We start from the raw sequence: 14,387 nt of genomic DNA on the forward strand, positions 1-14,387 counted from the left end.
AGATAAATATTTGATATTCAGATATCTATATCAAATAAAACCAAATCCTTCAAAACAAAAAAGTCGGAAGATTAATCTTCCGACCATGACTGGCTTTAGGCGCCTTTTTTAACTTTTAAGCTTTCCATTAACTGATCGTACAGATCAGTTCCGGCTGTTTTATGCGGAGTAAGCTTTTTAACTTTGGCGCGCTTGCCTTTTGATTTTGCTTTGATGATGTTTAACAGCGAATCGCTATACTCGTCTTTAAACTTGGTAACATCAAATTTTTCTGCATACTGATCTATCAGCATTAAACCCATATCCAATTCTTTTTTACTAATGGTCATATCCCTGGCTACTTCCAAATCGTCGGTAGCACGAATTTGCTGGCCAAAACGGATACGGGTTACCACTAATACATTATCTACCGGGTGTACTATACAAAGGCTCTCAGTACTGCGCAATACAAAACGTGCGAGGCCGGCCTTTTTTGATTTTTTTAGCGCCTGCAGTAGTAAGCCATAAGCTTTATTGTTTTTAGTATCGGGCTCGGTATAGTATGAGGTTTCGTAAAACATGGGGTTAACGTCGTCAATATCTACAAAAGATTCTATGGTGATGACCTTACTCTTTTCCGGCGCCGCATCCTGAAAATCCTGCTCATCCATAATAACGTAATCTTCGTCCAGCTTATAGCCTTTTACTATTTTGTCGTAAGGCACTTCCTTGTGCGTACTTTCATTAACACGCTGAAAACGAATGCGCGAGTGATCGCGGCTATCCAGCATATCAAAATCAAGCGAGTTAGATTGTATGGCCGAATATAGTTTTACCGGTATACTAACCAAACCAAAACCAAGCGAACCTTTCCAGATAGATCTCATAGCTAATCATTTATATCTGGTATAACTATTAACAGGCCAAACGGTTTTGAAAATAGATTAAACAAAAAGGCCTCTCCGAAACGGAAAGGCCCTAAACTATAAGTCAATTTAAATTATCGTTCAGACACACTGGCAATGCGGTAAGCGGTTTTGCCATTGCTGCCTTTTAAGGCTTCATAGTAAACGCCATCTTCGCCAACAAAATACTTGGTGCCATTAAGTGTTACGGCCCGTGTGTTTGCAGGCAATTGTAAAATGATATCGCCTACCCGTGGGGCTACCACTTCCACATCGCCATTGGCATCTTCGCCGCTGGTGTTTAGCACGCCGTCTTTGCCGGCAACTACATAAACTGTGTCGCCTTTATCATTCACCACCACTTTGTAGTAAACACCGTGGTATTCAAAAAACTGCTGGTTATCAATCATGATGCTTTTAGCGCCTTTAGGCAAGCCTGGTACTGCTGCTCCTACGGGCGGCGGGCTAACTACGTAACCGTTATCATAGGGCTGATAAAAAGTACCGTCAGCATAGTAAAACATTGATGCGCCCATGTAAAACGGATAATAACCAAACGGCAGGCTATTCATGTAAAACCCAAATGACGGATAACCCCACAGGCCTAAACCACCGCCGTAGCCAAATGGATTATTATAAAAGTAAGGCGACCGATAACCGTAGCCAACAGAAGGACGAATGCTGCTAAAGCCGCCGCCACTCATACCGCCACGGCTAAAACTTAAGCCGCTACCACCACCGCCGCCGCTACTACCACCACTGGTAGCATATTGCCCGCCACGTTGCTGCGCTGCAACATCAACCACCATTATTACCGATAAAGCGCCGGTAAGAAATATACCGGTTGCGTATTTATATAGCTTTTTCATATCTCTCTTAACAATCTTTAACACGTTTCTGAGCTAATTAGTATCGGCTGGTAAAATTTACTAATCCCTCTTTTAGTTTAGACGAATTACCGTTCAAAAGGTTTAATTAAAGGTAGAAAATATTTGAATAATATTTACGACAGCTTATTCCTGAGACGCAAGCATATCAGCCGGTAATGTCAGCTTGAAATTACTGCCCAGATCTTTTGCCGAATCAACGTCAATTTTAATGCGATGGAAGGCCGCAATAGATTTAACAATAGGCAGCCCCAACCCAAAACTATCCTGCTGCATAGATTGCCTGAACTTTTTAAACCGGTTAAATATAAAAGGCATATCCTCCGGGCTAATGCCAATACCGCTGTCTGTAATGTTAACTAGCAGGTTGCCCCCCTCCTGCTCGGTGGTGATGACAATTTCGCCATCCTCGCGATTGTATTTGATGGCGTTGTTTACCAAATTAAAAAACAGGTTGAAGATCAAAAACTTGTTCACCTGTGTGAGTTTATAATCCTGCGGAATCAGGATATCAAGTGTGATATTTTTTTCAGGCAAGCGTACTGATATTTCGTCGTACACCTCCTGCAGTAACTCGTTTAATGATACCGTATCCTCTTTTAAAAACTGTTCGTTCTCTATTTGCGATATCAGCAAAAGGGTCTTGGTAATACTTTTCAGGCGATTTAAGATTCGCTGCATTTCCAGCAGGCGGAGCTTAATGTCTTCGCTCACATCGTCCTGATCAAACATATTTTCAATTTTTGATTGCAGGATAGATATGGGTGTCATCAGCTCGTGCGAGGCGTTGGATATAAATTCGCGTTCCTTTTGAAATGCGGCTTCTATAGCTTCGATCATCTCGTGGATACTCAGGTCAAGATGCTGAAAATCTGACGTGGTAGTTTTAACTTCTTTATAGCTACCAAAGTTAGGAAACTTCTGCCCTATCAGCTTGGTTTTTATAATCAGCCCTAACGGCCGCAAAATACGGTTGGTATATAACTGATCTGCCAGTATCGTTAGCAATATCATGCTGACTAGTACCACCAGCGCGATATTTTGAAGCGGGGCACTAGTTTCATCTAAGGTATCAACGCTTTTGCCAATCTCTAACAGGTATTGTTTGCCTTCGTGCTTAAAAGTGTGGCTTAAAATGCGGTATTCAATGGTATCGCGCTCCACCAGCCGGCGCTCATTTTTTATGGTATCAACCCGATGATCGGGCAACGAATCAGTTTCTATGGTCAGGTATTCTTCCTTAAGCGGCAGGTAATAGCTGCCATAATCATCTTCGGCAGTAATATAGTTGTCCAAGCCCTGCTGTTTTACAATTTGCAAAAACTTGTTTTTTTGTTTAATAAGGTTTTTATCAACGTAATTATGGCTGATATTTTTAATGAGGAGCGGCACCAGCAAAACAAAAAACACCGCTATTACCAGTTTAGATATGGCATTAAACAGCGTGAGTTTAGTTTTTAATTTCAATGCTAAGCGTTAGTTTTTATTTTATACCCCAAGCCCCTCACGGTCTCTAACCAATCGGGTGAAGCATAAACGTTTAACTTTTTGCGAATGTTTTTTATATGAGCGTCAATGTAATTTGAGTCGTAATCGTCATTGATGATGCTGCCCCAAATATGCTCACTCAACTGCGTGCGGGTAAGCGTGCGGTTTTTATGCATTATCAGATACGCTATCAGGTCAAATTCTTTTTTAGTAATAGCATTAACGACATCGCCCTGGCACGTAATAATGCGGTCTGTCAGGTTTATTAAAAACTCGCCCAACTCAACAATACTTTGCTTAAGGCCAAACTTGCGGCGCAAAATGGCCTGCATACGGCTTTGCAGTTCTAATAATGAGAATGGCTTGGGCAAATAATCATCTGCTCCCAAATCAAGCCCGCGCACACGGTCATTTACCTCTACCCGTGCTGTAAGAATAATACAGGCCGCCTCGGGATTATTTTTCTTGGCTTCTTTTAAAAGATCGAGGCCATCATAATCAGGCAGGCCAAGGTCTATCAAAATAAAATCATACATGTTGATTGCTATCTTTTCAGACGCGGTACGGCCATTGTAGCAAACCTCGGTAATGTAATTATGATTAGTCAGAAACAGTTCAAGTTCGCCTGCTAATGCTTCTTCGTCTTCAATAATTAAAACATTCATGCTAGTAAAACAGATAGAAAAATGTTAAATTAAGAAAAGATTCGCGTTTATTCTGCAAAGCGCCTTCAACGTTTACCGGGATAGAGTATTTGTAGGACGCTTCAAAAGTATAATGAGGGGTATTATAGGCTATTGGCAGTTTAAAGCTATAGTTAAGCACATTTAAACGTCCATTATTTACACTGTAAGGCCCACTGCCAAACTTGTAGATATTTATAGCTTCTAAACGATCCTGATGTTCAAGCGAATAAGTTTTAACAAAGTTTTGAGTACCCATAATAGCGCTCAGGGTTGGGTTGAACGAAAGGTAATCCTCGTCTGTAAATATATTGCCCTTGGTCTCAAAATACTTTGATTGGCTAAAGGTCATAAAAAAATCGCTCGACTTGCCAAATAAGTAGTCTAATATAACTGTTGATTTGGAGTGTTTCCAGTTATACGAGTTTTTCCAGTTGATATCATTTGATGTTGCCGACTCGATGATGCGTTTCTCTTTGTTAAAAATAAAACGGTTGTATGATATGGAACCGGAGAATTTCTTTGATGGTCTGTAAAGGTAGCCCCCGCCCAAATCAACCTCATCAACAAAGGTGCGGTAGCCAATAAGCCGCAAAACTGAGCCGTAAACGAAAAAACCCATTTTAGTGTTATAAACTACATCGATTGACGTAAAGGGATAAGTAATTGGCCCGGTACGGCCAAAAAACATAGCATCGCTACCATAACTTACACCTACTGATAATGATTGCTTACGAATGATTGTGTCGGTATCAAGCACCATATGCCTGCTTTTATAAAGCATAGTATGCCTGGCATCGCTTGTAAGGGCCATGGTGCTAAGTATCAATAAAAGCAGGATATGCAGGTATCTCATCTAATAACAGTTCAGGTTAATTACCATTTCGTCTCGGTATCTCGGGCGGCCTGTCTAAACCTTCAGGGCGGCGTTGCCTTGCTTTTGGTTTGGCTTTAGGGTCCTGCACTACATCTGTCCCACTTATCCTTTCGGGCTTGGCTTGCTTTTTAGCCTTCGATATTTCCTTGATCTTTTTTTGATCTTCATCAGCCGAATGCTTTTTTGTGGTGTCCTTTTGCAACTGGGTTACAAAAAAACCAGCCACAGCATTGCCGTTGACAAGATCGCGGGAGTCTATTCTGATTTTAGCAGATGATAAGTCCGTTGCAAATATCAACAACAATATAATATATGCAAGCCGCTTAATCATTTCAAAGAAAAGAACTGGTAAATTTTTCTCAAATACTTAGTTAATAGGCAGTGGTGCTCAACCACAGCCCTAAATTATAGTAATAGGTGTTCACTTTATAATAAATCACATTTTTTGGGCCGCGCCAGCACCTGCAGCCTGCAGGCGCACCTTTTAAAAAATACGTTTTGAGGATTAGGCCAGGGTGATATCTTTTGAAGGATATACGCGGTTTTGGTCGTCAATTATAACACAACCAATTTGGTTTAATTTATTTATCAGGTAAATACCGGCATTAACACCTATAGTCATTACGGGGGTAGCCATGGCGTCGGCAAATTCAGCAGTGGGACTAACTATGCTTACGCTTTTGATACCGCTTATTGCAAAGCCATTTTTTGCTTTATTGCCTGATCTCTTTTGGTTAATATCAGCGTATTTATCTGTATTTACAGACGTTGCAATGGCCATGTTACCGATCTCAAGATCAGCATATGGATGGTTTTTTTGACGGGGATCGGCAATAGCTACGGTCCAGGCTTCCATATCAGGCGTAAAGCCCCAGGTAAGTAAGTCGCCGCCCGCATTAATAACACCGCTGATAACACCTTCCAATTGAAGGATATACTTAGCTCTATCGGCAGCGTAGCCCTTGCTATTAGCGCCAAAACCAATACGCATGCCTTTTTCTTTTAAAAGCACGGTAGTGGCAACGGCGTCAAGCACTACATTTTTGTAATTAACTGCAGTACAGATTTTAACAGGGGTATTAATATCTTCGTCTGCTTTATCGGCAGAGTAATAAGTAACATCAAATGCGCCAAAAGTAAGTTCAGAGATTTGGATAGATCGGTCAATCAACTTAAATAATTCAGCACTAACTTTAACCGGTTTAACGCCCGCGTTACGGTTGATGGTGTTAACATCGCTCTCCTCGGTAAAAGTACTAAGCAGCTTTTCTACGCGGGTAATTTCGGCAATTGCACTATTTATACGTTCGCCAGCCCAAACAGGATCACTCCCTACCACACTAATTTCAAACTTATTGCCCATCAGCCTTACTTCGCGACGGTTGATGATTAAGCTATTTACTACTTCTTTGTTTAGAGCCAGCATAATGCAGTCTTTTATATCCAGCAACTAAAGTAGGTGCGCTTTATGAAATCAAGATGAAAAGTAGGGTATGATAAACGTAAAAAACCGGCTAAAGGCAACTGATTTATGGCAGATTTAGCCAGTTTTAAATCAGTTTTAAACAAAAAATGCAGATACACAAATGATTTAGCTCATTCGCACATCTGCACGTTTGTATATCTGCGCATTAACAAGTTTACGCTACCGTACCTTCTTTTAGTTTCTCGGCGTTCTCTGCAAATTGCAGAGCTTCCATAATTTCCTGGATACCACCATTCATTACTTCTGACAGGTTATAAATAGTTAAACCAATACGGTGCTCGGTTAAACGGCCTTGCGGGTAGTTGTAGGTGCGTACTTTAGCCGAACGGTCTCCGGTGGCAACCATGGTTTTACGTTTTTTAGACGCTTCTTCCAGGTGCTTTTGCAATTCTAATTCATAAACACGTGAGCGTAATACGGCAAGCGCTTTATCGTAATTTTTTAACTGCGATTTTTGATCCTGGCACTGAGCCACCAAGCCGGTTGGTAAGTGCGTTAATCGCACTGCCGAATAGGTAGTATTAACCGATTGACCACCCGGGCCCGACGAACAGAATAAGTCTTTACGGATATCGCTTACATTAAGCACAATGTCAAACTCATCTACCTCTGGCAATACAACTACTGACGCTGCCGAGGTATGCACCCGGCCCTGCGTTTCGGTATCCGGCACCCGTTGTACACGGTGTACACCCGACTCAAACTTTAATGTACCATAAGCATCCTCGGCATTTACGTTGAACACAATCTCTTTGTAGCCACCTGCGGTACCTTCTGTGTAATCTACCAATTCAGTTTTCCAGCCGCGTTTTTCGCAATAGCGCATGTACATACGGTAAAGGTCGCCGGCAAAAATTGAAGCTTCGTCGCCGCCTGTGCCGCCACGAATCTCTACAATAGCGTTCTTTGAATCTTCGGGATCTTTAGGTATCAGCATCAAACGGATCTTTTCTTCCATTTCCTCCTGCTGCACCAATAGTTCGTCCAACTCAGATTTAGCCATCTCTCTAAACTCCTGATCTTTCTCTGTAGCTAAGATCTCTTTGTTGGTGTCGATGTTGCTCATTACATTACCGTATATATTATACTCGGTAACGATCTTGGCCAGGTCTTTATATTCTTTATTTAACTGGGCAAAGCGCTTCATGTCAGACATGGCATCCGGGCTGCTTAGCTCTGCTTCTACCGCTTTCCAGCGTTGATATATTAATTCTAATTTTTCTAACATAATGTGTTATACTATAAACCGGGCCGGTTTAATTGCCCGTTTTTAAAAAGCCTACAAAAATACAGTTTTTTAGGGATAAAGGTAAAGCCTTGAAAGCTTTAAGATAAAAGCTTAGCTTACAATGACAAAGGCGCTAACGCTCGGCTTCAAAATATTCAAGGCTCAGCTGTTCGCCATCAAAAACAGCGTAGGTGTTATAGTTTACCCACTCGCCCAAATTTATATAACGACTATTGTCATCAAGTTTGATATCAAGCGGTAAATGGCGGTGCCCAAATATCAGGTAATTATAGTGTTTACTTTGTAGTAACTCTCTGCTGTAAACTACCAGCCATTCTTTTTCGGCTGCTTTGCGTTCTTCGTTATTTTCGCCGGCGATACGGCTATGTTGCGACCAATGGTTAGCAATACCTACACCCAGGTTTGGATGTATACGGGCAAATAACCACTGACATAATTTACTCCGGAAAACTTTCTTCAACAACTTATACATCCCATCGCCCGGGCCAAGGCCGTCGCCGTGGTGAAGGTAAAATTTCTTGCCGTTGCGTTCAATTTCCAGCTCGTTGCTCACGATGGTCGCGCCCAACTCCTTCTCAAAGTAATCAAACATCCACATGTCATGATTACCTTTAAAGAGGGTGATTTTGATGCCGGCATCGGCCATTTGGGCCAGCTTACCTAAAAAACGTACATAGCCGCGTGGCACAACGCTTTTATACTCAAACCAAAAGTCAAACACATCCCCCATTAAATATAACTCGGCTGCGTCGGTTTTAATAACATCAAGCCAACGCACTATCCTATCCTCGCGTTGGCGACTTTGGGCATACGTACCCGTACCTAAATGAAAGTCGGATGCGAAATAAACTTTGTTACCTGTGGCCATGATGCCGCAAAAGTACACTTTTAAAGCTAAAAGGCTAAAAATGAAAGCCAAAAGCTATTTAAATAGCACAGGCCCTCCGTACCGAAGAGCCTGTGCTGCTATTATTAATATGTTAATGTTAGGGATTAGTGTTTGCCATGGCCTTTACCATTTCCGTTCCCTTTGCCGTTCCCCTTACCATTTCCGTTCTCCTTACCGCCGTGGCCAAAATCGCTGTTACCCGGGCCACCGCCTTTTTTAACTTTTACAGGTTTCCAATGTTCTTTATACTTAGTGTCTTTACTATCGCGTATAACTATAGTACTTGGCTTGCCTTTGTATGACGCGTACTTAGTTCTGTAAACTGTAGCGCGGGTCCATGGGCGTGGCTCATTAACTACAACTTTATAGTTGTTGTACGGGTTAAAGTTGTATGACGCGGGCAAATAACCGCGGCGCACCCAAGCATTGTTTGACTGATAGATATATTGATGGTTTGGTACATCGTAGTAAGCATCAACATCGGGCATGTAGTAATAATCTACATGGTCATATCCTACCGGGCCCCAATCTGGTTGGCTACCAATATTTACATTTAAACTTATCTGGGCATTGGCCTGTTGGTAGGCTGCGCTTCCAAATAAAAGTGCTGCGGCTAAAATTATCTTTTTCATGTTGTGGTGTTTGGGTATATGACAACTATACGGGCAAATAGTTTAATATATATACATAGCCCAGCCTAAATGAAAAGTAACGCCATAAAAAAAGCGACGGGTTACCCAGTCGCTTATATCTTGTTCTTAACTCAAAAGCTTAATTCTCTGTATCTGTTTTTTTGTCTTTATCAGATACTGCCGCTATAACCGGCTTGCCTATCACCTTATAATTTCCGTCGCCTTTCAAAATAGCGGCCAACTGGGCTTTGTCTTGTATGGTTTTAACAGCCTGGGCAAGTTCATTATCGTGCTTAAAATTGTCAAGGTAGCGACCCTTATCATAGTAATAGCGCGATATGATCTCGTTTTGCAGGGTCTCTTTTATTTCTGTTTTGTGAAGCTGTAAATCCGTCTTCTTGCTGGCCATGAGCTTATTTTTTAATACGTCATACTCAGCCTGTATCTGGGCGAACTGCTTTTCTTTGGTGGCTTCGGTTTTAAGAGCGGTGAGGACCTTTTCTGTAGTAGTATTGTAGGTGTAGTTTTTATCGCTCAGGTATTTTACGAAATCCTCATACTCGGCATCAGTTAAATTAAAAGTACCGGCTTCGGCAATTTTAGGATGGCTGTTGCGATATTTTGTAGCGTAATCAAACACAAACAATTTACCCACCAGGGTTTGGGTAACATTTGCATACGTCTCTGCCTTGATAGGTACATCCGGATAGATACCGCTACCGTCATAAACCGAACGGCCATTTTTAGTTTTAAACTCGTGCAGCATCGAATCGGCGACCTTTACAACAGAACCATCATCTTTACGGTGCGCATAATCAAGCTCCTGGATACAACGGCCCGATGGTACATAATATTTAGCAATAGTGATTTTAACCAGGCTGTTATATGGTAACGGGAATGTTTGCTGAACCAAACCCTTACCATAGCTACGCTGGCCAATTACCACACCGCGATCAAGATCCTGGATGGCGCCGGCGACAATCTCTGAGGCCGAAGCTGAGCGCGAGTTAACCAATACCACCAACGGCAAATCGGCAGCTAAGGGCGTAGCCTGTGTACGGTAGACATAATTTTTTTCTTTTACTTTTCCCTTTTGCGATACTACTTCAATATCGCGTGGTACAAACAGGTTTACAATTTTTACTGCCTCCTGCAAAATACCACCACCGTTTGAACGTAAGTCGAGTATTATACCGTTAGGGTTATTTTTTTTGACAGCCAACAGTGCATCAGTAACCTCTTGAGCAGAATTTTCAAGGAACCTATCTAACTTAATATAGCCCATGTTACCATCAACCATACCAAAGTAGGATACGTTAGGTTGTTTTATTTCATCCCGGGCAACATTTTTCTCAACCGCAGCTTCGTTTTCGCGTTTTAAAAGCAGCTTAACATTAGCGCCTTTTGAGCCTTTCAATAGTTGGCTTACCTGGTCGCTATTTTTACCGTCGAGCACAATATCATTAATTTTCATTAGCTGGTCGCCGGGGCGGATATCAGCTTTTTGAGCAGGGAAACCCTCAAATACATTTGAGATGTAAACTTTGCTATCCCGCGAAAAAATACTTGCGCCTATGCCGCCATATTGGGTGCTTACGTAGTGTAATTTATAATCTTCAATTTCAGACTCTGGTACAAACTCTGTATAGGGGTCAAGCCCATCCAGCATGGCATCGGCACCGGTTTTTAAAAACCTAGCAGAGTTAATATCGTCAACATAGTTAACATTAACCTCTTTGTATAGGGTTGCAAATACTTCAAGGTTTTTCGAGATCTGAAACAGATCATCGCTAAAACTCCAGGTACCTACGGCCAAAGCAATAACACCCGCCGACAGAAGGAATTTTCTGTATATAACTTTCACACCCTTTTCCATAGTAAACTAAAATTCTTAATAATATAAAGCTACAAAAACTGTCTATAAAACAGTTAACTCTTTTTACAGCCTATTATTGTCAATATTTACTAAAGCTTTTTTTAATGTAAACACTACATACTCGCGGTTACGGTTTACAAGGTGCATTAAATTAGTTATCAGCGCATCTTCCTGTCCTTCGGTATAGTTTAACTGAGCGTCGGTTAAATGGTTGTACTTGCGTTGTACTTTAATTTTTACACGCTCCCAATCTTTATTGCTGATGCTTATCTCGGCCATATTAAATATATTTTCAACAAAAATATAAAAAATACAGTGCGGGCAATGGTAAAAATTGGTACAGCTATTGTTAAACCATTATTAATAATAACGTCTAAACCCTCAACACAACATTGTATAACTAAATTTAAAACTATGAAAAAGTATGTATTTAGCCTTTTAATATTGGCTGCAGCAAGCATCAGTACAAAGGCACAAGTTAACCTGGGTGTTAAAGCAGGGGTAAACTTCTCGAAAATTAATACCGACAACCTCAACGAATCTACCAAAACTGGCTACCAGGCAGGTATATTTGCCCGTTTTGGCAGCGCGCTATATTTACAGCCCGAGCTTTACTTAAGTAGCACCGGCGGTAAATTTAGTGGCAACAACAGCACCGGTAATTATAATGCCGATGTTAAATTTACTAATTTAAATGTGCCTTTATTAATAGGCCATAGCTTCGGTGGCGAGTCATTAAACTTTCGTGTAATGGCGGGCCCTATTTATACCTATGTATTAGATAAAAACGAGAATTTGTCGGCTAACCTGGGTCCTGCTTATGCCGATTTTGGCAATTATAAAAACAGCACCATAGGTTACCAGGCTGGTGCCGGTGTTGACATTGGCGCCATTACCGCCGATTTACGTTACGAGGGCAACCTTACAAAAATAAGCGACAGCTATGGTCAGCGTCAAAACCTTTGGGCACTGAGCGTAGGCTTTAAGTTCTTTTAATTGAGCTAAAGTATAAGCTAAATTACGAGCCGTTATATCTTAAAGATGTAACGGCTTTTTTGCGTTTTAACGATTGCGCTTTTTGCCTAACTTGCAGTACCAATTACTATTGCTGTTTATATGATGATGAGGATGAAATTTACAACTGCCGCTCTTTTAATTTTTTCTATTTGCCTGGGGCTTTCATGCACTGCACAGGTGCCAGAGACCAAGGCAGACTCGTTAAAGATAGTTTATTTTGGCTCGTCTGTACCGTGGGGATATGGCGCTACTAAAGAACACGGTTACACTTACGTATTTAATAATATATTAAACAAACGCTCTGCTGATGGAACAGGCAAAAACTGGAAAACGGCCAACATATCTAAGGGAGGCGACAATACCATTAAACTTATAGCACGTTGGGGAAAAGAGCTAATGCCGCAAAAAGGCAAATATGTGGTATACGCGTTATCATTAGGTAACGAGGGCATACACGAGGCCGGTAAGCCTAGGCTTGACCAATTTAAAACCAACATGACAAAACTGATTGACATGGCCCGCGATAGCGGCTACGTGCCTATCATAACTAATTGCTATACCCGGAATGATTTTAATAAAAAAGACTACGCCTTTGTTAAGGACCTTAATCTATGGATCAACGCGCTGGACGTTCCATCTGTGAACGTATTAGGGGCGGTTGATAATGGCTTCGGCAAGTGGGCCGCTGGTTATTGGAGCGACCCGGCACACCCCAACAATTCAGGGCATGCTGAAATGGCTTACACGATTGTTCCGTCTTTATTCGATGCTTTGGCTAACGGCAAGCCGCAGCCAAAATGGGTAGCCGGATCACACTTTTCGCTGAAGGGCAAAAAAAATCTGATCAATTTTAAAGCTGATAACATTGTACACTCTTTTACTACTACCATTACTATTAAAGCCGATGGCAAAGGCCGTATAATGCTGTTAACAGATAGTGCCGGGCATATTGGCTCAATAGCCGTTAAGGATAATGGTACCGTAGAATATACATCGCCGTTATATCAGCAAACATCAGGTAGTACTAAAATAACCGACGGTAAGTGGCATACCATAACGCTTACACACTTTTACGCCCGCAACCAAACGCTATTGTATTGCGATAGCACCCTGCAAGGCACCGTAGCCGAAAAAATTTCAATTAAAGAGCTGGCGTTAGGCGACAAGACCGCTAAAATACATGCTAAAAACTGGTTATTTTACCGTTCGGGCATGAACCTGTCTGAAATTGCTGCGCTTACCAACAACACATTACTAAAATCAAGCCTTGAGCTGTATGCGCCACTAAACGGACAGAATAACACCGCGCTGATTAACCTGGCACAAAGTACTAACGTGTTAACTTGGGTAAAATAATTTTTTAGGTTTTACAAAAGGTTTAAAACAAGTACGGCCCGCTGATGGGCAGGGGCCGGTACTAACCAATTATAAACCTAAATTATGAGAAGAGCTGTAGGAGAAGGGGTCGAACCTTCACAGAGTGGTTATTCTTATTGCTAAGAGTTTCCCATATTCTCCGCCACCGGGACAAGGAGGTGTGTCTGCCAAAAATTTCACCATCCTACAGTATTGTTATTAATTCACGCCAGTGAATTGCTGTTGGGGAAGGACTCGAACCTCCACAGAGTAGTTAGCCTGTTGCCAGGTTTCCTATGATCTCCGCCACCGGGACAAGGAGGTGTGTCTGCCAAAAATTTCACCACCCAACATTGTGTGTTGCAAATATTATAAAGAACTTTAGTAAGCTTTTTAGGTCTGATTGCTTGTTACAAACATAATAGACTTATCAATTCCTTGCAAATATTTCAACAAAATAATTTTATTTTTATTCAAATTATAATTATAATTGTATTTCAATATAGATATTCAAATTTATGTCCCACAGAAAAGCTCAAAATTTAGAAATTGATAATCTTGATATTCAAATTTTATCAATTTTAATGAAAAACGCCACTACGCCCTATACAGAGATAGCAAAGGAGTTGATCGTATCAGGCGGAACTATCCACGTGAGGATGAAAAAATTGGAAGAAATGGGCGTTATTAAAGGTGCCAGTTTAGAGGTTGACCCATCTAAACTAGGCTATGATATAACAGCTTTTTTGGGTATATTTTTAGAAAAAGGGTCACAATATCATGACGCAGTTAAGCAATTAAAGGCCGTTAAAGAAATTGTTGAGTTACACTACACTACCGGCAGCTACAGTATTTTTGCCAAAATCATTTGCCATGACACCGCCCACCTGCGCGAAGTATTGAACGAACAGATACAGGGCGTTAAAGGCATACAACGCACCGAGACATTTATATCATTAGAAGAAAGCATAAAAAGACAGATCACTTTGGAGTAACCCTTAACTTAATACTTTATTATAAAATGCAAAAGGCTCGCCATAATGGTGAGCCTTTTTTTATGTTT

Annotated in this window: 15 protein-coding genes and 1 tRNA gene; 3 read left to right on the forward strand and 13 right to left on the reverse strand. The window is 41.2% G+C overall.

The window, feature by feature from the left end; translation table 11 throughout:
- Window positions 1–95: 95 nt before the first annotated feature.
- The 12 genes from ku to ACFSYC_RS18450 all read right to left on the reverse strand — a co-directional run bounded on the left by ku (window position 96) and on the right by ACFSYC_RS18450 (window position 11,230).
- The gene (gene ku, locus ACFSYC_RS18395) at window positions 96–866 is read right to left on the reverse strand and encodes a non-homologous end joining protein Ku (protein WP_377130318.1); all 771 of its coding nucleotides are present in this window, start codon (window positions 864–866) and stop codon (window positions 96–98) included.
- A gap of 113 nt (window positions 867–979) precedes the next feature.
- The gene (locus ACFSYC_RS18400) at window positions 980–1,753 is read right to left on the reverse strand and encodes a DUF6515 family protein (RefSeq protein WP_377130319.1); all 774 of its coding nucleotides are present in this window, start codon (window positions 1,751–1,753) and stop codon (window positions 980–982) included.
- 144 nt (window positions 1,754–1,897) lie between these two features.
- Window positions 1,898–3,238 (reverse strand): sensor histidine kinase, encoded by a 1,341-nt coding sequence (locus ACFSYC_RS18405; protein WP_377130320.1) that lies wholly within the window; start codon window positions 3,236–3,238, stop codon window positions 1,898–1,900.
- A 2-nt stretch (window positions 3,239–3,240) separates the two neighbouring features.
- The gene (locus ACFSYC_RS18410) at window positions 3,241–3,924 is read right to left on the reverse strand and encodes a response regulator transcription factor (RefSeq protein WP_377130321.1); all 684 of its coding nucleotides are present in this window, start codon (window positions 3,922–3,924) and stop codon (window positions 3,241–3,243) included.
- A 1-nt stretch (window position 3,925) separates the two neighbouring features.
- Entirely contained in the window at window positions 3,926–4,798 is an 873-nt protein-coding gene (locus ACFSYC_RS18415) for a hypothetical protein (RefSeq protein WP_377130323.1), read from the reverse strand.
- A gap of 16 nt (window positions 4,799–4,814) precedes the next feature.
- Window positions 4,815–5,150, reverse strand: coding sequence for a hypothetical protein (locus ACFSYC_RS18420; RefSeq protein ID WP_377130324.1), 336 nt, complete (start codon window positions 5,148–5,150; stop codon window positions 4,815–4,817).
- Window positions 5,151–5,324: 174 nt separating this feature from the next.
- Complete coding sequence (locus ACFSYC_RS18425; protein WP_377130325.1) at window positions 5,325–6,245, reverse strand: FAD:protein FMN transferase; 921 nt, start codon at window positions 6,243–6,245, stop codon at window positions 5,325–5,327.
- 214 nt (window positions 6,246–6,459) lie between these two features.
- A complete protein-coding gene (gene prfA, locus ACFSYC_RS18430) occupies window positions 6,460–7,533 on the reverse strand; it encodes a peptide chain release factor 1 (protein ID WP_377130326.1) in 1,074 nt (357 codons plus the stop codon).
- A 133-nt stretch (window positions 7,534–7,666) separates the two neighbouring features.
- A complete protein-coding gene (locus ACFSYC_RS18435) occupies window positions 7,667–8,422 on the reverse strand; it encodes a UDP-2,3-diacylglucosamine diphosphatase (protein WP_377130327.1) in 756 nt (251 codons plus the stop codon).
- 125 nt (window positions 8,423–8,547) lie between these two features.
- A complete protein-coding gene (locus ACFSYC_RS18440; protein ID WP_377130328.1) occupies window positions 8,548–9,075 on the reverse strand; it encodes a hypothetical protein in 528 nt (175 codons plus the stop codon).
- A 139-nt stretch (window positions 9,076–9,214) separates the two neighbouring features.
- Window positions 9,215–10,951 carry a S41 family peptidase gene (locus ACFSYC_RS18445; RefSeq protein ID WP_377130329.1) on the reverse strand — a complete coding sequence of 579 codons (1,737 nt, stop codon included), beginning with the start codon at window positions 10,949–10,951 and terminating at the stop codon, window positions 9,215–9,217.
- A gap of 63 nt (window positions 10,952–11,014) precedes the next feature.
- Window positions 11,015–11,230, reverse strand: coding sequence for a hypothetical protein (locus tag ACFSYC_RS18450; protein WP_377130330.1), 216 nt, complete (start codon window positions 11,228–11,230; stop codon window positions 11,015–11,017).
- A 135-nt stretch (window positions 11,231–11,365) separates the two neighbouring features.
- Here ACFSYC_RS18450 and ACFSYC_RS18455 point away from each other — a divergent pair, with 135 nt between their 5' ends.
- Both ACFSYC_RS18455 and ACFSYC_RS18460 read left to right on the forward strand, forming a co-directional pair.
- On the forward strand, window positions 11,366–11,947 hold the full coding sequence (locus tag ACFSYC_RS18455; protein ID WP_377130331.1) for a porin family protein: 582 nt from the start codon (window positions 11,366–11,368) through the stop codon (window positions 11,945–11,947).
- Window positions 11,948–12,079: 132 nt separating this feature from the next.
- Window positions 12,080–13,324, forward strand: a complete 1,245-nt coding sequence (locus ACFSYC_RS18460; protein ID WP_377130332.1) for an SGNH/GDSL hydrolase family protein — start codon at window positions 12,080–12,082, stop codon at window positions 13,322–13,324.
- 240 nt (window positions 13,325–13,564) lie between these two features.
- Here ACFSYC_RS18460 and ACFSYC_RS18465 read toward each other — a convergent pair.
- A tRNA-Asp gene (locus tag ACFSYC_RS18465) sits at window positions 13,565–13,677 on the reverse strand.
- Window positions 13,678–13,842: 165 nt separating this feature from the next.
- On the opposite strand from ACFSYC_RS18465, the gene ACFSYC_RS18470 reads away from it, so the two are divergent.
- On the forward strand, window positions 13,843–14,319 hold the full coding sequence (locus ACFSYC_RS18470) for an Lrp/AsnC ligand binding domain-containing protein (RefSeq protein WP_377130333.1): 477 nt from the start codon (window positions 13,843–13,845) through the stop codon (window positions 14,317–14,319).
- The last annotated feature ends 68 nt before the right edge of the window (window positions 14,320–14,387 follow it).

Source organism: Mucilaginibacter antarcticus (assembly GCF_042686155.1).
Classification (GTDB): Bacteria; Bacteroidota; Bacteroidia; order Sphingobacteriales; family Sphingobacteriaceae; genus Mucilaginibacter; species Mucilaginibacter antarcticus.